The organism is Stutzerimonas stutzeri (assembly GCF_002909485.1).
GTDB lineage: Bacteria > Pseudomonadota > Gammaproteobacteria > Pseudomonadales > Pseudomonadaceae > Stutzerimonas > Stutzerimonas stutzeri_AH.
On record NZ_PPXG01000011.1, the window covers coordinates 84,450 to 106,453 of the forward strand.

The following is a 22,004-nucleotide window of genomic DNA, read 5'->3' on the forward strand; positions in this document are numbered from 1 at the left end:
GATGGGGGTTGGCAACCGAATTTCAAGCCTTCTCATCAATGGAAGGCGGCGCATCGGCCGGTGCCTTGCTGACGACGACCATCGCCGGGCGCAGCAAGCGACCGTTGAGCAGATAGCCCTTCTGAAATACCTTGAGCACGCTACCCGGCTCGACATGGGTGCTTTCTTCCATGGCCATAGCCTGATGATGCTCGGGATTGAACGGCTCGCCGTGAGGATCGAGCTGCTCGAGCTGATGACGGGCCAAGGTGTCCTGCAGCAGCTTGAGGGTCAGCTGGACCCCCTCGCGCATCGGCCTCACCGCTTCGTCGTCCGAACTAGACAGTTCGAGACCGCGTTCCAGACTGTCGGCAACGGCAAGCAAATCGCCGGCAAACTTTTCCAGCGCGAACTTGTGCGCCTTCTCCACATCCTGCTCTGCACGCCGACGAATGTTCTGCAGCTCCGCCGCTACGCGCAGGGACTGGTCCTGCGCTGCGGCCAACTGCTCTTCCAGCGACTGCACGCGGGCAGCCAGATCCTCAGCTACGTCCGCTTCCGAATGCTCGGGCGTTTCCGGGGTCTGGTTATCCAGGTTCTGCTCGTCAGCCATGGGTCCTCCTCTCTCATACGATCAGCGGGCAGCAAACCCGCGCTTGTGCGGCTATATGGGGGCGCGAAAACCGGCTTCAAGGGCTATCGCTGGCAGCCGATGCAGGAAATGACGAACCGTCACGCCAAATGCCCGCTCGCACTGATCCGCCAACGCTTGTAGTCGCCACAGAAACCACTGTATAAATACCCAGGCACGCAACTTGGGGAGCCTCACATGCTGGTTCATCTGTCGGTACACAACTACGCCATCGTCGAGCACCTCGACCTCGAACTGAAACGAGGCATGAGCGTCATCAGCGGGGAAACAGGCGCGGGCAAGTCAATCATGCTGGACGCCCTTGGTCTGACCCTGGGCGATCGCACCGACAGCAGCGTCGTCCGCATCGGCGCCGACAAGGCCGACATCCTCGCCAGCTTCGATCTGGACGACATTCCGGATGCGCGAGCCTGGCTCGCCGAGCGCGATATGGATAGCGACGGGCCGTGCATCCTGCGCCGCGTAATCACCGCAGAGGGCCGCTCGCGTGGCTATATAAACGGCACCCCCTGCCCCCAGGGCGACCTCAAGGCACTGGGCGAGTTGCTGATCGACATCCACAGCCAGCACGAGCATCAGTCCCTACTGAAGACCGACACTCATCGGCGCCTGCTCGATGAGTACAGTGGCAACCAAGAACTCGCGCGACAGGTACAGCTGGCCGCGCAGCGTTGGCGGCAAACGCGCCAGACGCTGGAGCGCCTAAGCAATAGCGGTGACGAACAGCGCGCCCGTCACCAGCTGCTCAGCTACCAGCTGGAAGAGCTGGAGAACCTCTCGTTGGGCGAGAACGAACTGGAGCAACTGGAACACGAACACAAGAACCTGGCCAACGCCGAACAGCTGCTCGGCGCCTGCCGCCAAGTCATGGAACTGTGCAGCGAGAGCGATGCAGGCAATGTGCTGTCGGCGCTGACCAGCAGCCTGCAGCGCCTGACCGCCTTCCAAGACCAACCCCAGGCTCTTACCGAAGCGGTCAACTTGCTGGCGAGCGCGCAGATTCAGGTCGAAGAGGCCATTGGCGAACTCAACCGCTTCGTAGACCATTTCGACGCCGACCCCGAGCGCCAGCAAACGCTGGAAGAGCGGCTGGACACCATCTACACCCTGGCACGCAAGCATCGGGTACAACCCGCGGCACTGCCGGGCCTGCATCAGCAACTGCTGGAAGAACTCGAAGGACTCAACGCTGACGACGAAGCAGTCGAGCGACTCGGCGAAGAGCTGGCGGCCTATGCTCGACACTACGAGGAAAAAGCCAGCGAACTCAGCCGCAGCCGCCAAGCGGCCGCTGATCAGCTGGCACGCGCAGTAGAGGTGGAGATTCAGCGACTGGGCATGCCGGGCGGCCGATTCAACGTGCAACTCAAGCCAGCCGCAGAAGGGGAGTTAATGCCTTACGGCCTGGAACAGGTGGAGTTTCTGGTCAGCGCCAACCCGGGGCAACCGCTGCGCCCGCTGGCCAAAGTCGCCTCCGGCGGAGAGCTATCACGCATCAGCCTGGCGATCCAGGTGATCACAGCGCAGACATCTCGCGTGCCTACGCTGGTCTTCGATGAGGTCGATGTCGGCATCGGCGGCCCGACCGCGGAAGTCGTCGGGCAACTACTGCGTCGCCTAGGCGAACGCGGCCAGGTACTGACCGTTACTCACCTGCCACAGGTGGCTGCACAAGGTCATCACCACCTGTTCGTACACAAGGCCCGCGGGGCCGATGAAACCCGCACCGCAGTAACCGAACTGGACCAGGCCGGCCGCGTCGAGGAGATCGCGCGAATGCTTGGCGGCGTCGACCTGACCGAGCAATCGCTGGCGCACGCTCGGCAAATGGTCACATCCGCACAGGTTTGACCCTTTGAAGAATGCGCATAAGAAAAAGACGGCCTCGGCCGCCTTTTTCATACATCTTGAATCAGTCTTTCTTACGCACGTAGAGCACCAGATTGTGATCCACTAGATCGTAACCGTGACGCTGGACGATCTCTTTCTGCAGTTTTTCGATCTCGGGATCGAAAAACTCGATGACATCGCCACTATCGACGCAGACCATGTGGTCGTGGTGCCCGCCATCGGCCAGTTCGAACACGGCGTGACCACCATCGAAGTTGTGCCGAACTACCAGACCGGCCGCCTCGAATTGTGTCAGCACGCGATAGACCGTTGCCAAACCGACATCTTCACCCGCCTCCATCAACGCCTTGTAGACATCTTCAGCGCTCATGTGACGACGGTCCGTCGTATCCAGCATCTGCAGGATCTTGACCCGCGGCAGAGTTACTTTGAGACCAGCTTTTCTTAGTTCGCTATTTTCGACCATGGTTGGCTTTCTCGCTGCTGCTGTTTCGCAGCCTCCTTCAATACGGGTATGATCCGGGTTCTTTGCCCAGCCAAGATAGTGGAAGTCACCCACCGATGCAAAACACCAAGCTCATGCTGGCCAGTCTCACCTTCGCAGGTCTGGTCGCACTCGCCGGTTGTTCATTTCCCGGGGTTTACAAGGTCGACATTCAACAGGGCAATGTCGTCACGCAGGACATGATAGACCAGTTGCGCCCCGGAATGACCCGCCAGCAGGTGCGGTTTATCATGGGCAACCCGCTGATCACCGATACATTCCACGCCAATCGCTGGGACTACCTGTACAGCATCCAGCCGGGGGGCAGTCCGCGCCAGCAGGAACGCGTGAGCCTGGTCTTCAACGCTAACGATCAGTTGGCCGGTCTGGCTGGCGATTTCATGCCTGGCGTGAGCCGCGACGAACAGATTCTCGGCCGCGAGGCACAAGGCACGGGCACAGCGCCCGTCGCCGTACCGCGCGAGGCCGAAGAACATCCGGCACCTGGTTCGCTGCTGGAGCAGATCCAGCGCGAAGTGGACGAAGCCGAAACGGTTCCGGTGCCAACGCCAGAACCGTTGGAAACCGAATAAAAAAACGCCCGGCTTGTCCGGGCGTTTTTTATGTTTCAACATGCGTAGCTCAGGCGTCTTCGGCCTTATTCTTCGCTGCACGCGCGGCGCGCTGTTTACGCACCTCCTTCGGATCGGCAATCAGCGGTCGATAGATCTCCACCCGCTCGCCCTCCTCTAGCACGCGCTCTTCAGGCTTAGGCACTGCCTTGCCGAATATACCCAGCGGCGCCCCAGCCAGGTCCAGACCGGGAAAATGCGCCTCCATTCCTGAACGCAAAGCCGCCTCGCGCACAGTTGTGCCGGCCGGCACCGTCATTTGCAGCAGCTTCTGCTTGTCGGCCAACGCATAGACTACTTCGACTGCAATCGACTGTTTATCCATATAGCTGCTTCGCTCGCTCGCAAAACGCATCCACCAATGTGTTGGCAGCCTGATTGAACAACGGCCCCAACGTCGCCTTGACCAACGGCCCGGCGTAATCGAATTTCAGGTCAAGACTGATCTTGCAAGCCTTTTCGCCAAGCGCCTTGAATTCCCATATGCCGTGCAAATGGCTGAAAGGACCTTCTTCCAGCGTCATCTCTATACGCTTGCCGAGCTGCAGGGCATTGCGCGTCATGAAACGCTGACTCAATCCAGCCTTCGCCACCGTCATGCTGGCGTGCATCTCGGTCTCACTACTGGAAAGCACCTCGGTCGCAGAGCACCAGGGCAGGAACTGTGGGTAGCTGGCTACGTCGTTGACCATGTCGAACAGCGCCTGCGCCGGATATGGCAGCAGAGCGGAACGTTGAATGTGCGTTGTCATGCAGACCTTCTACGTCATCGTTTCATTGTGCGCCATGGATGAAGAACGACGCAGCCAGCCCGCAACCGCGGCACTGGTATAGCGAAGAGCCCATGCGGCGCAAAGCGGGCACATTGTCGGGGATTAGCGGCTGCCCCTCAAGTTTCTGCTGTTGCGCCCCCTGCGAGCTGTCGCCAGCCGCAGCGGGACTCCCTATAATGCGGCCCCTATGGCCAAACAGAAGAAACAGTCCCCCGGGACCATCGCGCTGAACAAGAAGGCGCTACACGATTATTTCATCGAGCAGAAGTTCGAGGCGGGCCTCGTCCTGGCCGGTTGGGAAGTGAAAAGCATGCGCGCTGGCAAGGCGCAGCTGGTAGACAGCTATGTGCTGCTCAAGGATGGTGAGGCCTGGCTGATGGGCTCCCACATCACCCCGCTGACCAGCGCCAGCACCCACGTCATTGCCGACCCGACCCGCACCCGCAAGCTACTGCTGAACAAACGCGAACTGGGCAAGCTGTTCGGCGCCGTGCAGCAAAAGGGTTACACCTGCGTGGCGCTTGCGTTGTACTGGAAGAAGCACATGATCAAGTGCGAGATTGCGCTTGGCAAAGGCAAAAAAGAATTCGACAAGCGCCACACCGAGAAGGAGCGTGACTCCGATCGGGAGATCCAGCGCGCGATGCGCACCAAGGGTAAAGACGACTGAGAACCGCAGAGCAGCGCCAGCAGCTCTGCCCGATCAGCACTTCCTTGGCAGCACCGCACGGATTCGCCTGCGCAGGCACCGAACCGGCGATCTGCCGGTTCGACCCTCACACGACCTTCTGCCCTGCCCCCACCCGTTCGCCCTGCCTGCGCTGCGCCCGTGCCAGCCGCTGGGCTTCCTGCTGCCCTTCGGCAAGCACTTCCTGCACGTAATTGATATGGCGATGGATGACCTCGCGGGCCTCAGCCGCTCGCCGGGCCATGATCGCCTCGTACAACTCGCGGTGCTGACTCATCAGCATGTCCCGCGTCTCGTCACGCAGGGCGTACATGCCTCCGATGTTGGTGACCACGTTGCGCTTGAGCAGATCGAAGAGCCCGCGAATGGTGTGCAGCAGAACAGCATTGTGACTGGCTTCGGCGATGGCCAAATGGAATTGGGCATCCGCTGCGCCCTCTTCGGCTCGAGTGACCTTGCCTTCGCGGGCATAGCAATCCTGCAATGCCACGAAGGCTTCGGTGAGCCGCTTCTGGTCCACCTCGGTTGCACGTAACGCCGCGTAATAAGCACAGCTGCCCTCCAGCGTATGGCGGAATTCCAGCAGGTCACGCTGCGCATCGCCGTTGTTTTCCAGCAGATGCAGCAATGGGTCGCTAAAGGTAGACCCCAGCGACTCGGCGACGAAGGTGCCGCCGCCGTGCCGACTGACCAGCAGGCCCTTGGCCGCCAGTTTCTGGATCGCCTCGCGCAGGGATGGCCGCGAGACACCGAAACGTTCGGCTAGGGCACGCTCCGCCGGAAGCCGCTCGCCCGCCTTGAGGGTGCCTTCGAGAATCATGGTTTCCAATTGCGCGACGATATCGTCCGAGAGCCGCCGCTGCCGCACCATCCCCACGTCCATAATCACCCCGAATGGTCTTACCAATCTGAAAATGCTAGCGATGCCCGCGCATCCGCACAAGCCCGAGTGTTGCGACCAAAGTCTATAGCTAGCTAATTGACGCCCCTATACGCAGCTCTTACGCTGGCCATTCCCTCCTGTTAATTGGTCTTACCAATTTACAGAGTGGTCTAAAAATAAGAGGACTCAGCATGAGATCTGCGCACAACAACAATTTCCCGGTCCGCTCAGGACCCCATCTGAACCGAACCGCAGGGGAAGCCTGACATGTCCAACGGACTGCTCGCACTTTTCGCCTTCACACCCATTCTGCTCGCGGCAATCATGCTGATCGGCCTACGCTGGCCAGCCAGCCGCGCCATGCCGCTGGTATTTCTATTCACTGCAGCCATCGGGTTGTTCGTCTGGGACATGAGCGTTAACCGCATCATCGCCTCGACGCTACAGGGCTTGGTGATAACCCTGGGCCTGCTGTGGATCATCTTCGGCGCGATTCTGCTGCTGAACACCCTGAAACACTCCGGCGGCATCACCGCCATTCGCGCCGGCTTTACCACCATCAGCCCCGACCGCCGTATCCAGGCCATCATCATCGCCTGGCTGTTCGGCTGCTTCATCGAAGGCGCCTCCGGCTTCGGCACCCCGGCTGCCATCGCCGCACCACTGCTCGTCGCGGTCGGCTTCCCGGCAATGGCGGCGGTCCTGCTCGGCATGCTGGTACAAAGCACGCCGGTTTCCTTCGGCGCCGTCGGCACGCCGATCGTCGTCGGCATCAACAGCGGCCTGGACACTGCGGCCATCGGTGCACAGCTGGCTGCGCAGGGTTCAAGCTGGAACGCTTATCTGCAGCAGATCACCAGCAGCGTGGCGATCACCCACGCCATCGTCGGTACCGTGATGCCACTGATCATGGTCCTGATGCTGACCCGCTTCTTCGGCAAGGAAAAGAGCTGGAAAGCCGGCTTTGAAGTGCTGCCATTTGCGATCTTCGCCGGCCTGGCGTTCACCCTGCCCTACGCGGCCACCGGCATCTTCCTCGGCCCGGAATTTCCGTCGCTACTGGGCGGTCTGGTCGGCCTGGCGATTGTCACCACGGCTGCTCGCTACAAATTCCTGACGCCGAAGACCACCTGGGACTTTGCCGATGCCAAGGAATGGCCAGCCGAGTGGCTGGGCACCATCGAAATGAAGCTGGACGAGATGACGGCTCGCCCGATGAGCGCCTTCCGCGCCTGGCTCCCCTACGTGCTGGTGGGTGCGATCCTGGTGATCAGCCGCGTGTTTCCGCAGGTCACTGCCGCGCTGAAATCGGTCTCCATAGCCTTTGCCAACATCCTCGGCGAGACAGGCATCAATGCGGGCATCGAACCGCTGTACCTGCCGGGCGGCATCCTCGTCATGGTGGTGCTGATCACCTTCTTCCTGCACGGCATGCGCGCCTCGGAACTCAAGGCTGCTGTGAAGGAATCCAGTGGTGTGTTGCTCAGCGCCGGCTTCGTGCTGCTGTTCACCGTGCCGATGGTGCGCATCCTGATCAACTCTGGCGTCAACGGCGCTGAACTGGCGAGCATGCCAATCGTCATGGCGCGCTACGTCGCCGACAGCGTGGGCAGCATCTACCCGCTGCTGGCACCCGCCGTAGGCGCACTGGGCGCATTCCTGGCCGGCTCCAACACGGTCAGCAACATGATGTTCAGCCAGTTCCAGTTTGGCGTTGCACAGTCGCTCGGAATTTCCGGCGCGATGGTAGTTGCCACCCAGGCTGTTGGCGCTGCGGCAGGCAACATGGTTGCGATCCACAACGTGGTCGCTGCTTCCGCCACCGTCGGCCTGCTCGGTCGCGAAGGCTCCACGCTGCGCAAGACCATATGGCCTACGCTGTACTACGTGCTCTTCACGGGGGTGATCAGCCTGATCGCCATCTACGTGTTGGGCGTTACCGACCCACTGGTCGGGGTGTAAGAAACAGAACCGTGCCCCCAATGGGGGCACGGTTGCATTCCAGAAACCGCATTTTGCGGATAACCGGGCCCACCCGGAGACCAAGCCGATGAGCGAACTCTTCTACGATGCTGCGCCAAACGCCACCCGCGTTGCGCCGCCACTGCCAAAGCCCCGCGCGTACCCCGCCAAGCCGAGCCAGGTTTATTTGTTCGGCACCTGCGTGGTCGACCTGTTCTATCCCGAGGCTGGCCTGGATGCGATCCACCTGCTCGAGCGCGAAGGATTGACCGTGCACTATCCGCAGGGGCAGACCTGTTGCGGTCAGCCGGCTTACACGACCGGCTACACCGACGAGGCGCGCAAGGTCGCACGGGCGCAGTTGGAACTGTTCGCCAACGACTGGCCCGTCGTCGTCCCTTCCGGCTCCTGCGCCGGGATGCTGCGCCACCATTATCTGGATCTGTTCAAGGACGAGCCGGCCACCCTCGCCCGAGCCGAGGGGCTGGCGGAGCGCACCTTTGAGCTGGCCGAATTTCTACTCAACGTCTGCAAGGTCGAGTTCAAGGATGTCGGCACGCCAGCCAAGGTCGCGCTGCACACTTCCTGCTCGGCCCGTCGCGAGATGAACACCCACCTGCACGGCCGCGAGCTACTCGCCCAGCTGGGCCAGGTCGAGCGCGTCGAGCATGACCACGAAAGCGAGTGCTGCGGCTTCGGCGGCACCTTCAGCGTGCGTATGCCCGACATTTCCGGCGCCATGGTGCTGGACAAGACCCGCGCACTGAAGGAATCCGGCGCGCATCAGGTGATCAGCGCCGACTGCGGTTGCCTGATGAACATCAATGGTTCGCTGGAAAAACAGCGTGAAGCCCTGCGCGGCCAGCATCTGGCGAGTTTCCTCTGGCAGCGCACGGGAGGTGCCCGATGAACGCCGAACAGCGCATTCCTGCAATACAGATCGAGAACGCCGGCGACCCGGATTTCCGCGCCCGCGCCCGCAAGTCCCTGAAGGACGACCAGCTAAGGCGCAACTTCCGCACCGCCATGGACTCGCTGATGACCAAGCGTGCCGTGGCCTTCAGCGATGCCGACGAACGCGAGCGGCTGCGCGAGATGGGCAACCGTATCCGCGCCCGCGCACTGTCCAAGCTGCCCGAACTGCTCGAGCGGCTGGAAACCAACCTGACCCGCAATGGTGTGAAAGTGCACTGGGCGGAAACGGTTGAAGAGGCAAACAACATCGTCCTCGAGATCGCCCGCGCCCACGAGGCGAAGCAAGTGATCAAGGGCAAATCGATGGTCAGCGAAGAGATGGAGATGAACCATTTCCTCGAAGGCCATGGTATCGAATGCCTGGAATCGGACATGGGCGAGTACATCGTCCAGCTCGACCACGAAAAGCCGTCCCATATCATCATGCCCGCCATCCACAAGAACGCCGGCCAGGTCGCGACCTTGTTTCACGAGAAGCTCGGCGTGGAGTACACCAAGGACGTCGACGAGCTCATTCAGATCGGCCGCCGCACGCTGCGCCAGAAGTTCTTCGAAGCGGATATCGGCGTCTCTGGCGTGAACTTCGCGGTAGCTGAAACCGGCACCCTGTTGCTCGTGGAAAACGAAGGAAACGGCCGCATGTCCACCGGTGTGCCGCCGGTTCATATTGCCGTCACCGGCATCGAAAAGGTTGTCGAGAACCTGCGTGACGTAGTTCCGCTGCTCTCGCTGCTGACTCGCTCAGCGCTGGGCCAGCCCATCACCACCTACGTCAACATGATCTCTAGCCCGCGCAAGGCAAACGAGCTCGACGGCCCGCAAGAAGTGCACCTGATCCTGCTGGACAACGGCCGCAGCCAGGCTTTTGCCGACAGCGAACTGCGCCAGACGCTCAACTGCATTCGCTGCGGCGCGTGCATGAACCATTGCCCGGTGTACACCCGCGTCGGCGGTCACACTTACGGCGAGGTCTACCCCGGCCCCATCGGCAAGATCATCACTCCTCACATGGTCGGCCTGGACAAGGTGCCGGATCATCCCAGCGCCTCTTCTCTATGCGGCGCTTGTGGCGAAGTCTGCCCGGTGAAAATCCCGATCCCGGCCATTCTGCGCCGGCTGCGCGAAGAGAACGTCAAGGCGCCGGACGATCCGCACAAGGTCATGCGCGGCCAGGGCAGCAAATACTCGAAGAAAGAACGACTGATGTGGTCCGGCTGGCGCCTGCTCAACACCAGCCCGACGCTGTACCGCGTGTTCGGCTTCTTCGCCACTCGCCTGCGCGGCCTGACGCCATCGAACATCGGCCCCTGGACGCAGAACCACAGCGCACCGAAACCTGCCGCCCGCTCGTTGCACGAGCTGGCCCGCGAGCACCTGGAGGGCAAGCGATGAGCGCCAAGGCCAATATCCTCGCCAAGCTGAAGAAGAGCCTGGAAGGCGCTACGCCTATCGTAGATGACTACGACGTATCGCTGGTCACCCAGCCGTGGAGCTACGCACCCGAGCAGCGTATCGCCCGCCTGCGCCAGCTGATGGAGGCGGTGCACACCGAAATCCACCTGACCACGGACGCCGGCTGGCCCGCCCTGCTCGAACAGTTGCTGCACGACCGTCAGCTGCCGAGCCTGCTGATTGCCCCGACCACGCCGTACGGCCAGCGCTTCACCGAGCATTGCGCCGGCCGTGAAGGCCTGCCGACGCTGAAGTCCTACGACCGCCCGGTCGAAGACTGGAAGGACGAGTTGTTCAACGACACCCCGGCGAGCCTCACCGGCACCCTCGGTGCCATCGCCTCCACCGGCAGCCTGATCATGTGGCCGACCCGCGAGGAGCCGCGCCTGATGAGCTTGGTGCCACCGGTGCACTTCGCCATCCTCAAGGCCAGCGAAATCCACGACAACTTCTACGAGATCCAGCAGAAGTTCCAGTGGGCTGCCGGCATGCCGACTAATGCGCTGCTGGTTTCCGGCCCGTCGAAAACCGCCGACATCGAACAGGTGCTGGCTTATGGCGCCCATGGTCCGAAGGATTTGATCCTGCTGATCCTGGAGGACGCATGAACTCGGCCGTGCAACTCGAACGCGTGCCTTTGCCAGCCGCATTCATCGGCGAAGTCGAACGCCTGATCCCGGTCGAGCGGCGCTTCGACGATCCGCTCTCCACCCTCGCCTTCGGCACCGACGCCAGCTTCTACCGGCTGATTCCCAAGCTGGTGGTGCGCGTCGAATCCGAAGCCGAGGTGATCGCGCTGCTCAAGCTGGCCCACACGGAAAATGTCCCGGTCACCTTCCGTGCCGCCGGCACCAGCCTGTCCGGCCAGGCGATCAGCGACTCGGTGCTGATCGTGCTCGGCGACAACTGGAACGGCCGCGAGATTCGCAACGGCGGCGAGCAGATCCGCCTGCAGCCCGGCGTCATCGGCGCCAACGCCAACGCCGTACTCGCACCTTTCCAGCGCAAGATCGGCCCTGATCCCGCCTCGATCAACGCAGCAAAGATCGGCGGCATCGTTGCCAACAACTCCAGCGGCATGTGCTGCGGCACGGCGCAGAACACCTACAAAACCCTCGCCGGGCTGCGCGTCGTGCTGGCCGATGGCACCGTGGTCGACAGCGAAGATGCCGCCAGCGTCGACGCCTTCCGCCAGAGCCACGCAGCACTACTCGATCAACTGGCCGAACTCGGACGCGAAACTCGCGCCAATGCAGAACTGGCCGCGAAGATCCGCCACAAGTACCGGCTGAAGAACACCACCGGTTTCTCGCTCAATGCGCTGGTCGACTACGACGAGCCGCTGGATATCCTCAACCACCTGATGGTCGGCTCCGAAGGAACGCTGGGCTTTATCAGCGCGGTGACCTACGACACCGTGCCGGACCATCCGCACAAGGCCAGCGCGCTGGTGGTGTTCCCCGACGTAGAAACCTGCTGCCTGGCCGTACCGGTGCTCAAGCAGCAACCGGTATCAGCCGTGGAGCTGCTCGACCGTCGCAGCCTGCGCTCGGTCGAACACAAGGCCGGCATGCCCGAGTGGGTGAAGGAACTGTCGCCGACCGCCTGCGCGCTGCTGATCGAATCGCGCGCAGCCAGCCAGTCGCTGCTGCATGAGCAGATCAACCTGATCATGACTTCCATCGCGCACTTCCCGGTGGAGAAACAGGTCGACTTCAGCGAAGACCCGGTGATCTACAACCAGCTGTGGAAGATCCGCAAGGACACCTTCCCGGCAGTCGGCGCCGTGCGCCAGACCGGCACCACGGTGATCATCGAGGACGTCACCTTCCCCGTCGAGCGCCTGGCCGAGGGCGTCAACCGGCTGATCGAATTGCTCGACAAGCACCGCTACGACGAGGCGATCCTCTTCGGCCACGCGCTGGAGGGTAACCTGCACTTCGTCTTCACCCAGGGCTTCGATGATCCGGCGCAGATCGCCCGTTACGAAGCCTTCATGGGCGAAGTGGCACAGCTGGTCGCCGTCGAATTCGGCGGTGCGCTCAAGGCCGAGCACGGCACCGGGCGCAACATGGCGCCCTTCGTCGAGCTGGAATGGGGCAGCGAAGCCTACGCGCTGATGTGGAAGATCAAGCGCCTGCTCGACCCCACCGGCATCCTCAATCCGGACGTGGTGCTCTCAGAAGACCCGGACATCCACCTGAAGAATCTCAAGCCGATGCCGGCCGCCGACGAGATTGTCGACAAATGCATCGAATGCGGTTTCTGCGAACCGGTTTGCCCGTCCAACGGACTGACCCTGACGCCGCGCCAGCGCATCGTCATCTGGCGCGACATCCAGGCCCGTAAGCGCGCCGGTGTAGACACCACGGAAATCGAGCGGCTTTACCACTATCACGGCGTCGAAACCTGCGCCGCCACCGGCCTGTGCGCCCAGCGCTGCCCGGTGGGCATCAATACCGGCGACCTCGTGCGCAAGCTGCGTGGCAAGGAGGCCAACAAGACCGGTACCGCCAACTGGCTGGCCGACCATTTCGGCACCGCCGTGCAGGGCACCCGTTTCATGCTGCATGCCGCCAACGGCGCGCACATCATCCTCGGTACCAAGCGCCTGGCCAAGCTGTCCGCGACCATGACCAATGCCAGCAAGGGTCGCGTGCCGCAATGGACACCGGCGATGCCGCAACCCCTGCAGCGCCTGCACCTGCCCCAGCCTGCCGTTCAGGACGAACGCCCGCGCGTGGTCTATCTGGCCGCCTGCGTCTCGCGTGCCATGGCGCCCGCCGCACGCGATCAGGAACAAGAGCCTCTGCTCGACAAGACCCGCAGCCTGCTGGAAAAGGCCGGCTACCAAGTGATCTTCCCCGAGCAGCTGAACGATCTGTGCTGCGGCCAGCCGTTTGCCTCCAAGGGTTACGCCGAACAGGGCGAGCGCAAGCGTCAGGAAATGCTCGACGCGCTGCTCAAGGCCAGCCGCGGCGGCCTTGATCCGATCTACTGCGATACCAGCCCCTGCACGCTGCGCCTGGTCCAGGGCCTGACCGATCAGCGCCTCGACATGTACGATCCGGTGCGCTTCATCCGCACACACCTGCTCGACAAGCTGGACTTCGTCCCGCAGGAAAAAGCGATCGCCGTGCACGTCACCTGCAGCACCCAGCACCTTGGGGAAGCGCAGGCACTGATCGACATTGCTCGTCGCTGCGCCAAGGAAGTTGTGGTGCCAGAAGGCATTCATTGCTGCGGTTTCGCCGGAGACAAAGGCTTCACCACCCCGGAGCTCAACGGTCACGCCCTGCGCAGCCTGAAGGATGCGGTGCAGATCTGCGATGAAGGCATATCCACCAGCCGCACCTGCGAGATCGGCCTGTCCCGTCATGGCCAGATCGACTACCACGGACTGGTCTATCTGGTAGATCGCGTCACGCGCAGTAAAACAGCGGCCCTGCCGCTCTAACTCGCGCACCACGGCCCCGCTCAAGAGCGCGGGGCCGCTTCGTTTGTGTCGCTTCGATGAACGCTCACGCGCAATCGCAGTCGGATTTTTAGAGCCCGTGACGGGTTCTATTCGACTCGGAGCCGCCGCTTCAGCTGTTATCAGGCAGGCCCGGGAAGTCCACAAGACTGGAGGCCCCACAATGAAAGTTCATGCACTGCTTGCATCCGCGGTACTGCTCGCTAGCCCGGCTGTCTTCGCACAAGACCTGTGCCAGATCAACCTGCAGGAAATCGACGACAACATGGCCACCAACACCGCCACTCTGGGTGAGCCGGCCAAGAGCAAAGTCGACGAGTACGTCAAACAAGCCCGCGAGGCTCAGCAGTCCGGTGACACTGAGGCCTGCATCGCGCACTCCACCAAAGCCCTGCAAGAGCTCAAAGGCCCGGGCAGCTCGGGCAGCAGCGGCACTGCAGGCTCCGGCTCCGGTAACTGAGCCAAGGCGGCGGGGTCGCACCAGCGATCCTGCCGCGGCCAGCTGTACGTTGTATAACCATCATGGCTACAAACTGATCGACAGCGCGTAAAGATCGCCGTACACTCGCGCCCAGCACCACAAGCGTCACCAGGGGCCGATTAGGATTCGACGCCGGTAACAAAACTTGAGGGGCATGCCGAGTTGGTAACAGAACTCGTAAATAAACTGTTGCAAACTTATAGTTGCCAACGACGACAACTACGAAGGGTACGCGCTAGCCGCCTAACCTTCATCTGGTCGCTTCGGCGCCAGCGGTCACTAGGGGATGCCTGTAAACCCGAAATGACTGTCAGATAGAACAGGATCGCCGCCAAGTTCGCTGTAGACGTAACGGCTAAAACTCATACAGCTCGCTCCAAGCACCCTGCCAATCGGGCGGCGCGGAGTTAACTCAGTAGATCTGGCTAAGCATGTAGAACCGATAGCGGAGAGCTGGCGGACGGGGGTTCAAATCCCCCCGGCTCCACCAAATGCAAGTTTCCACATGTTCCCACATGATTGGAGACACCCCAGAAGCCCCGCCTAGTGCGGGGCTTCTTGTTTCTACATGTACCCACATGCGCACCCATAGCATTGCTCTTTCTGTATCCCTGCATGTATCCTTCCTGAATTATTGAACCGACGGGATACAAATATGAAGCGCAGCCAGATCAGGAAGCGTCCAATGGCCGATACAGTACTGGCTAGCCTGGAAGCTGACGCTAAGGAGTATCGGGAGCTTGATGGCGACGGCCTGTATCTCCGGGTGAAGCCGGACGGGTCAAAATCATGGCAGCTGCGCTACAAAAAACCGGACGGGAAATGGTCATGGCTGGGGCTCGGTGCCTATGGCAAGGGAGAGCATCAGCTCAGCGGCGAACAGGCGCGGAGAAAAGTTCGCGATCTGCGAGAAGCAACGTCTAAGGACGGAAGCATGCTGGCTACCAAGCAAGCCAAAAAGGCGGCCGAGGCTGAAGCAGCTAACAACACATTCGAACACTTGGCCCGGGAGTGGTTTGCCACCAAGCGCAAAACTTGGACCGAAGGCACGGCTGTTCGCACCATCGGCGCACTGGAGAAACACGTCTTCCCCGTATTCGGGAAAAGACCCTACGGGGGCATTACCCCAATGGAATGGATGAAGTTCCTGCGCACCATGGAGCAGACAGGCATTGTTGAACAAACCAGTCGGGTGCGGGGTATGTGTCGGGAGGTTTACGATCTGGCTCGAGTCACAGGCCGCGCCGCCCACAATCCGCTCGAAGGCTTGCATAAGTTCCTGCTAACCAAGCCCGTTGAAAACTTCGCTCATGTATCCCTTGAAGAACTGCCTGCGCTGTTGCGAGCAATCCGCTCATATCCTCACGCGCCTGATGTACGCATCGGCTTGCAGCTGCTGACCCTGCTCGCTTGCCGACCTTCAGAACTGCGTGAAGCTCGCTGGCACGAGCTCGATCTCGACGCCGCGTTGTGGCTAATTCCCGCCGAGCGCATGAAGCGCCGTCGGGAACACCTGGTGCCGTTGCCAACTCAAGCGGTCGCACTCTTGCGCGAGTTGCATAACCTCACAGGCAGCTACTCTCTGTTGTTTCCCGGACGCAGTAACAGCACCAAACCTCGCAGCAACACCGTATTTCTGATGGCTCTGCGCCGCCTGGGATATGAAGGCCGTCAAACTGGTCACGGCTTCCGGCACCTTGCCAGCACCATCCTCAACGAACATGGCTTCGACTCTCAGCACGTCGAAGCCCAACTCTCACATGTCAAGGAAGGTGTCCGAGGTGTGTATGACAAGAGTACCTATCTTGAACAGCGCAAGGTGATGATGCAGTGGTATGGCGACCATCTCGACAAGCTGGCATCTGGCAATATCGTAGATATCAGGCGGAAGGCATGAACATGGAACAGCCAGAGCAACGCAAATGGGACCAGGTAACCCCTGAGGGGCTATACACCATCATTCAGTATCTTAAGAGTAATTTTGATGCCGAGTTGTCGCACAAGGTAATAGAGCTTTTCCACGAGCGGATGCGGGACGATATTGATTTTGACCCGGCATTGCTCCACTCACTGATGAAGCATGTTTTTGCCCAAATCATGGAGGGCAAAAGTGCCGATCAAGCTTTTGGACTCAAGACGGAGAAAGGAAAGTACCCTCGCCCGGATACCCATTCCCGCGATCTGCATGCAACGGCGATCGTCATCCTGCGACTCAGGCAGGGGCTAAATTTGGAGGACAGCAGTAATGATGCGGCCGAGCTGCTCGGCATATCAGATATGACTGTCAAACGTGCTTGCGCCGATTGGCGTGAAGCACTTGAAGAGCTAGACCTGCCAGATGAAACCTTGCAAGTGCTCGCCGCCGAGCATCCAATATCACCATAAACGCTTTATGCAGTTTGGACCAACTTCCTAGAACGCCCCACTGTGTGCGCCGTACCCATACGGAGCCACTCAAATGCGCCCAGTTAGTCCCTGCATCAACCAAGCCCTGATTCCCCAACCCGACGTCTGCAAAGCTATTGGCCAGACCCGCTCTGGCCTGGACAAGTTACGCAAGAAAGACCCCACCTTCCCGAAGCCGATTAAATTCAGCGATACCCGTCAGGCTGCTGCCTACTATGTAGTTGCCGAGCTGAATGCCTGGCTCGCTCGCAAGATCAAGGAGCGTGATGCGGAGTAATCCGCATTGCCTTTTACTGATCAGAGCCTGAAAAGCCTATGGCCTCACGTATTGGTCGATTCCTTAGCTGCAAAGGTAAAGTCAGTATCGAATTTGGCCGGCTCGTTGTGCTGCAACCCAACGGTAAAGAGGTGGATCCAGATTGGGTAAAGAACCATTCGACGGATCTGCTACACGAGATCTTGGCCACGCTGAAAATAGACGCATACGAATACCGCAGCTACTCCACAGGCTATTACGATCAGGGCAAACATCCCGGGGTTAGCCTTCAGTTCAGGTCAACGATAAATGACGAAGCAAGCTACGTTGTTTTCAACGTATCGCTTACGCGTAGCCGTACTACCAAAGCAGGAAAGAAAGGTTCGCCATTACCGAAGGGGCACTTCCATGTTGGAGACCGCAGTCACTTCTATAAATTCTGGAAATCAACACCGCTGGCTGTTCCCAAAAGCCTTACCTCATTTCATGACTACATGGGGAACCTAAAAAATATACTGTTCACGGCAAACCTGACGGAAGGAAGAGATGATGGACGGATGGATGCAGGTTCAATAAGCCCTCTTTCTGTCTCACCGGACCTGGTGAGGAAAGCGTTTTTACCGGATAGCTCACCGATAGCATCCGGATATACCCCGGATAACTTCCGGATAACCACGCCGGATAAGAATTTGGCTCTAGGCCATACAGGGCGGCCCTCTCAGCCAATATCAACTACGTGGGATCGAAGCTGCGGTAAAGCGGTAATCAGGGATCGCGATGACACGGGGCCTAGCTCAGCCCCCTTACTCAAACGACCGCAAGACCAAACCGTTGACGAATGGACGGCCGAGCTCTAGCCACTAGATGGCGAGCAACAAAAGCGACCATCACTCCTCTGCGAAGTAATCGCTGTCGAGCTGCTTCACCTCGTACACTTGCTTTACGCTCACGCCCAGGTTGTTCTCCACCATCAGTCGAGCTAACTCAACACCATCGATCAGCACCACTTTGATATCCAAGCCCAGCGCTGCAGTACGAGCACCATCCGAGAATTCCGAGGTGGTGATGAACACGCCTTTGCGTGCACGCTGGCGAGTCAATGCGCCGATGAACTTATCGATCTCCGGACGGTGCACCGTGTTGGCCCAGCGCTTGGCCTGCAGATAGATCACGTCGAGGCCGAGCTTGTCTTCTTTGATAATCCCGTCGATGCCATCATCGTTGGTCGCCTGGGTCGCCTTGCCGGCCTCCTTGCGCGAGCCGCCGTAGCCCATAGCGATCATCAGATCGACCACCAACTGTTCAAAGAAACTGGGTGTAGCTGCCCGGACTTGCACTAGAAGCTCGTCTGCAAGGGACTGCACCAGCGCTTGATGCGCCTCTGCCAACTGTTCGTCAGGCGTGGTTTCGGCAATCGCAACATCCAGCAAGACGGGCGCGTCAGGCGCTTGCGGTTTGGCGGTGTGAAAGTCCGCGAACTCGGGAAACTGCTTCAACCAGCTAACCGTGATGCGCTCCGGCCCATTTGTCAGAGCGTCAACGCCGCGCGGAGTAATCTGAACCATCCCCTTGGTCGGAATGCACAGCAGCCCAGCTTTGTTCAGATAAGTACGAGCCCAGCCCACACGGTTATTTATCACCGTCTGATGACCGGAGGGCAGCCGCTCCTTACGCTCGTCCTCGGTCAATTGAAACTGCTCGGCCACCCGCTCGCGCACCTCGTTGAGGGGCATCGGCACACCGTTCCGTACAGTGGCCAGAACAGGTCGCATCACGCTTTGAAAATCCGGAATTGCCATCGTCGTTCCTTATCTCTGATGGCTGCGCTCAGGCACCGCGCGCGCCGCTCTCACCAACGCCCGCCTGCTGCGTCAGCATCTTCAAAATCACCAGTGCAAACGCCCGACTCTTAGTCTGGTTATCCAACACTTCCAGCGACAACTTCTCGTGGTCGGTCATGGCGTCGAGCACGGTATCCAGGACGCGTTTGGGGAACAGGCCGTGCATCACTTGATCAACTGAGTGGTTGTTCACCTGCGCCATTACGTCGTCCTGGCGGCTAATGCGCTGGGCGATGCCGGTTAGGAACTGCAGCTGGTCCTCATCGCTCACTTCAGCACCGAAGATATCGTTGAGCGCCTCGATGATCTCTGAGAGACGCTTCTTCTCAGGGTCGTGCGGTTTCCCGCTGCCTACCGCGCTGGCCGGGTCCAGGGTGTACTCCCCTCCCTCCTCGCTCAGGCGCAGCTGGTGCTCGGCGCGCTTGCTTAGCCGGTAGTGCGTCAACTGCAGCTCGCCGACGTCCACGTCGTCCTGTTCTAGGCGGTCCGTGCGCAGCAGCGGGTGCAAGTTTTTGGCGAATACGCAGAGCTGCTCCAGCTCGCGATCCTCATAGGGGACGATCTGCGAAAGGAATTCGTACAGGCGCACAAAGCTCTGCAGGTTCTTGCGGAACAGGTCGAGCTGGTCCACTTGCTCACCGGCTTCTTTTAGGGCGTGCTCGGCCTTCTTCAGGCCGGCGCTGTCGCCATTGGCCTCGGCGGTGCGTTTGTAATCCAGCGCCTGCTGGCGTGACTCGACGCTGAAGGCGTAACGCTTGGCGAAGCGCTCCTTGGCGGGCTGGCAGTAGTAGCTGAGTTTGCTGGCGGCGGCCTTCGGGTCGAAGAAGGCCAGGGCGAAGGCCTCGACCTCCTGCCAGTAATAAATGTTCTCGGCGTCCAGCTTTTTCTGCAGGTCATAGATGATCTGCGGGTCGGTTACGTCGGTCAGCTCGGCCCGGGTGTAGTACGGCAGGAAGGCGTCGAGGATGTCCTGCGCCTCATTGAAGAAGTCGAGAATGAAGGTCTGCTTGGCCGGAAAGGTGCGGTTCAGCCGCGACAGGGTTTGCACGCAGTCCACGCCCTGCAGCTTCTTGTCCACGTACATGGCGCACAGCTTGGGCTGGTCGAAGCCGGTCTGGTACTTGTTGGCCGCAATCATCACATTGAAGTCCTGGGTATCGAACGCCTTCGCCAGGTCGCGACCGTTCAGGCCGGCGTTGAGCAGGCTGCTACTTTCCGTCACTTCCTCGGGGATCACCTCATCGGGCAACACGCTGCCGGAGAACGCCACCAGCGGATGCACGTCAGCGTAGCCCATCTGCTGCACGTAGGCCTTGACCGCCAACTGGTAGCGCACTGCCTCCTGACGGCTGCTGGTCACCACCATGGCCTTGGACTGCCCATTGAGCAGATGGAGGATGTTGGCGCGAAAGTGCTCGACGATGATCTCGACCTTCTTGTCGATGTTGTACGGATGCAGGCGCACCCAGCGCGCCAGCTTCATGCGCGCCTTCTTCGAGTCCACCTCGTCGTCTTCGCCGTCCGGGTGGGCAATCTTCCAAGCGGTGCTGTAGGTGGTGTAGTTCTGCAGCACGTCGAGGATGAAGCCCTCTTCGATGGCCTGGCGCATGGAGTACAGATGAAACGCCTCGGGCTTGTTGCTGGCGCTTGGTGGCAGCGTCGGGTCGGGCACGCGGCCGAACAGCTCCAGGGTCTTGGCCTTGGGGGTGGCGGTGAATGCGTAATAGCTGATGCGCTCGTTCGGCTGGCGCGCCTGCACAGCGGCGTCCAGCACGTCTTCGGCGCTGATTTCCTCCGCCTCAAGCGCATCACTACCAAGAATCTGTTTCAGCTTGCTCGCTGAAGATCCGGTCTGCGAGGAATGCGCCTCGTCGGCGATTACTGCATAGCGCCCCGAAGCGAGCTTCGGATACTTCTCCAGCGCATCGAACAGCGCCGGGAAGGTCTGGATGGTGACGATGATGATGCGCACCTGGTCGGCCAGCGCCTCAGCCAGTTGCTCTGACTTGCTCAGGTTGCCGATGTCACGGGTAATCGGCCGGACCACGCCCTGGGCGTGCTCGAACTGGTAGATGGTGTTCTGCAGCTGGCTGTCCAGCACGGTGCGGTCGGTGACCACGATCACCGAGCTGAACAGCCGCTGGCCGTCAGCGCTGTACATCGAGGCGAGCTGGTGAGCAGTCCAGGCGATGGAGTTGGACTTGCCGGAACCGGCGCTGTGCTGGATCAGGTAACGCTTGCCCGGCCCTTCAGCGTGTGTGGTCTCGATCAGCTGGTTGACCACATCCCACTGGTGATAGCGCGGGAAGATCATCGTTTCCCTGGTGGTCAGCGTACCGTCGAAGCCCTCGCTGGTTTTCTTGTCTAGGTGCAGGAAGCGCCCGAGCACCTTGAGCCAGGCATCCGGCTGGAACAGTTGCTGCCACAGGTAGCCGGTGGCGTATTGGCCGTCGTCGGCAGACGGTGGGTTGCCGGCGCCGCCTTCCGCGCTACCGAGGTTGAACGGCAGAAAGAAGGTGTCCTTGCCGTCCAGCTTGGTGGTCATCGCCACCTCGTTCTGCCCGACCGCGAAATGCACCAGCGCGCCGCGCTTGAAGGTCAGCAGCGGCTCGGGCTTGCGGGTCAGCGGGTCTTTTACCGGGCGGTCGTAGCGGTACTGGCGCTTGGCGTTTTCCACCGACTGCTTAAACTCGCTTTTCAGTTCCAGCGTCGCGGTGGGGATGCCGTTGACGAACAGCACCAGGTCCAGACGCGGGTTGTAGCTTTGCCCGCCCACACCGGCTTCCCGCGCATGGGGTGAGTAGGACACCTCTGGCACCACGCGCAGGCGGTTACACTGGTAGCGCTTGAGGGTATCCGGGTTCATGCCGTGGTCGGGTTTGAAGCTGCACAGCTCCACCTTCACCGCGGGCAGCTTGAAGCCGTGGCGCAGCACATCGAGCGTGCCGCTCTGCTCCAGCTCGCGGACCAGCTTCTGTACCAGCACCTCGTCCGGGTTGTTCGGATTGGCCTTGGCAAACTTGTCCCAACGCTCGGGCCAGGCATCCTTGAAGTAACCGAGAAAGTCCTCGGTATACAGCGCCGTGCGCCGGTCATAGCCGCTGGCCGGGCCGGTGAGCCAGCCGTGGGCGGTCATGGCGGTGATGATGTCTTGTTGAAACTGGGCTTCCCGGCTATCCGCCATAACGCTCCCTGCTCCCTTCTCGGCAATGTG

General features: G+C 60.6%; 20 protein-coding genes and 1 other RNA gene. 14 read left to right on the top strand and 7 right to left on the bottom strand.

Translation table 11 applies throughout. From position 1 onward, the window contains the following. Positions 1-22: 22 nt before the first annotated feature. Positions 23-592: a nucleotide exchange factor GrpE gene (gene grpE, locus CXK91_RS21610; RefSeq protein ID WP_103458053.1), complete on the bottom strand. Its 570-nt coding sequence runs from the start codon at positions 590-592 to the stop codon at positions 23-25. A 216-nt stretch (positions 593-808) separates the two neighbouring features. Here grpE and recN point away from each other — a divergent pair, with 216 nt between their 5' ends. After that, positions 809-2,482: a DNA repair protein RecN gene (gene recN, locus CXK91_RS21615; RefSeq protein WP_103458054.1), complete on the top strand. Its 1,674-nt coding sequence runs from the start codon at positions 809-811 to the stop codon at positions 2,480-2,482. 61 nt (positions 2,483-2,543) lie between these two features. Here the strand turns inward: recN and fur are convergent, their stop codons facing one another. Next, positions 2,544-2,948, bottom strand: coding sequence for a ferric iron uptake transcriptional regulator (gene fur / locus CXK91_RS21620; protein WP_103458055.1), 405 nt, complete (start codon positions 2,946-2,948; stop codon positions 2,544-2,546). Positions 2,949-3,043: 95 nt separating this feature from the next. Here fur and CXK91_RS21625 point away from each other — a divergent pair, with 95 nt between their 5' ends. After that, the gene (locus CXK91_RS21625; RefSeq protein ID WP_103458056.1) at positions 3,044-3,559 is read left to right on the top strand and encodes an outer membrane protein assembly factor BamE; all 516 of its coding nucleotides are present in this window, start codon (positions 3,044-3,046) and stop codon (positions 3,557-3,559) included. 49 nt (positions 3,560-3,608) lie between these two features. On the opposite strand, the gene CXK91_RS21630 is transcribed toward CXK91_RS21625, so the two are convergent. Further along, positions 3,609-3,923, bottom strand: coding sequence for an RnfH family protein (locus CXK91_RS21630; protein ID WP_103458057.1), 315 nt, complete (start codon positions 3,921-3,923; stop codon positions 3,609-3,611). Next, a complete protein-coding gene (locus tag CXK91_RS21635) occupies positions 3,916-4,350 on the bottom strand; it encodes a type II toxin-antitoxin system RatA family toxin (RefSeq protein ID WP_003280861.1) in 435 nt (144 codons plus the stop codon). The genes CXK91_RS21630 and CXK91_RS21635 overlap by 8 nt, the downstream gene beginning before the upstream one ends. A 208-nt stretch (positions 4,351-4,558) precedes the next feature. Between CXK91_RS21635 and smpB the strand changes: the two genes are divergently transcribed. Next, a complete protein-coding gene (gene smpB, locus CXK91_RS21640) occupies positions 4,559-5,041 on the top strand; it encodes an SsrA-binding protein SmpB (protein ID WP_103458058.1) in 483 nt (160 codons plus the stop codon). Between the two features lie 106 nt (positions 5,042-5,147). Here smpB and CXK91_RS21645 read toward each other — a convergent pair whose 3' ends face one another. Continuing rightward, on the bottom strand, positions 5,148-5,942 hold the full coding sequence (locus CXK91_RS21645) for a GntR family transcriptional regulator (RefSeq protein WP_103458059.1): 795 nt from the start codon (positions 5,940-5,942) through the stop codon (positions 5,148-5,150). A gap of 267 nt (positions 5,943-6,209) precedes the next feature. Here CXK91_RS21645 and CXK91_RS21650 point away from each other — a divergent pair, with 267 nt between their 5' ends. From CXK91_RS21650 to CXK91_RS22640, 11 genes are all read left to right on the top strand, one after another. Then, entirely contained in the window at positions 6,210-7,904 is a 1,695-nt protein-coding gene (locus CXK91_RS21650; protein ID WP_103458060.1) for an L-lactate permease, read from the top strand. 88 nt (positions 7,905-7,992) lie between these two features. After that, positions 7,993-8,814, top strand: coding sequence for a (Fe-S)-binding protein (locus CXK91_RS21655; RefSeq protein WP_103458061.1), 822 nt, complete (start codon positions 7,993-7,995; stop codon positions 8,812-8,814). Further along, positions 8,811-10,271, top strand: coding sequence for a LutB/LldF family L-lactate oxidation iron-sulfur protein (locus CXK91_RS21660; RefSeq protein WP_103458062.1), 1,461 nt, complete (start codon positions 8,811-8,813; stop codon positions 10,269-10,271). The genes CXK91_RS21655 and CXK91_RS21660 overlap by 4 nt, the downstream gene beginning before the upstream one ends. Further along, complete coding sequence (locus tag CXK91_RS21665; RefSeq protein WP_103458063.1) at positions 10,268-10,939, top strand: LutC/YkgG family protein; 672 nt, start codon at positions 10,268-10,270, stop codon at positions 10,937-10,939. The genes CXK91_RS21660 and CXK91_RS21665 overlap by 4 nt, the downstream gene beginning before the upstream one ends. Next, positions 10,936-13,788, top strand: a complete 2,853-nt coding sequence (locus CXK91_RS21670; protein ID WP_103458064.1) for an FAD-binding and (Fe-S)-binding domain-containing protein — start codon at positions 10,936-10,938, stop codon at positions 13,786-13,788. Before CXK91_RS21665 ends, CXK91_RS21670 begins: the two co-directional genes overlap by 4 nt. Before the next feature lie 181 nt (positions 13,789-13,969). Further along, positions 13,970-14,266, top strand: a complete 297-nt coding sequence (locus CXK91_RS21675; protein ID WP_003280841.1) for a hypothetical protein — start codon at positions 13,970-13,972, stop codon at positions 14,264-14,266. A gap of 132 nt (positions 14,267-14,398) precedes the next feature. After that, positions 14,399-14,777, top strand: a transfer-messenger RNA (tmRNA) gene (gene ssrA / locus CXK91_RS21680). Between the two features lie 165 nt (positions 14,778-14,942). Continuing rightward, positions 14,943-16,184, top strand: a complete 1,242-nt coding sequence (locus CXK91_RS21685) for a tyrosine-type recombinase/integrase (RefSeq protein ID WP_103458065.1) — start codon at positions 14,943-14,945, stop codon at positions 16,182-16,184. After that, the gene (locus CXK91_RS21690) at positions 16,181-16,672 is read left to right on the top strand and encodes a hypothetical protein (protein ID WP_103458066.1); all 492 of its coding nucleotides are present in this window, start codon (positions 16,181-16,183) and stop codon (positions 16,670-16,672) included. Before CXK91_RS21685 ends, CXK91_RS21690 begins: the two co-directional genes overlap by 4 nt. 73 nt (positions 16,673-16,745) lie before the next feature. Beyond that, complete coding sequence (locus CXK91_RS21695) at positions 16,746-16,970, top strand: helix-turn-helix transcriptional regulator (protein ID WP_103458067.1); 225 nt, start codon at positions 16,746-16,748, stop codon at positions 16,968-16,970. 38 nt (positions 16,971-17,008) lie between these two features. Further along, entirely contained in the window at positions 17,009-17,806 is a 798-nt protein-coding gene (locus CXK91_RS22640) for a hypothetical protein (RefSeq protein ID WP_146048140.1), read from the top strand. A gap of 30 nt (positions 17,807-17,836) precedes the next feature. Here CXK91_RS22640 and CXK91_RS21700 read toward each other — a convergent pair whose 3' ends face one another. Continuing rightward, on the bottom strand, positions 17,837-18,748 hold the full coding sequence (locus CXK91_RS21700; RefSeq protein WP_103458068.1) for a restriction endonuclease: 912 nt from the start codon (positions 18,746-18,748) through the stop codon (positions 17,837-17,839). Between the two features lie 28 nt (positions 18,749-18,776). After that, positions 18,777-21,974, bottom strand: coding sequence for a type I restriction endonuclease subunit R (locus CXK91_RS21705; protein ID WP_103458069.1), 3,198 nt, complete (start codon positions 21,972-21,974; stop codon positions 18,777-18,779). Positions 21,975-22,004: the final 30 nt, after the last annotated feature.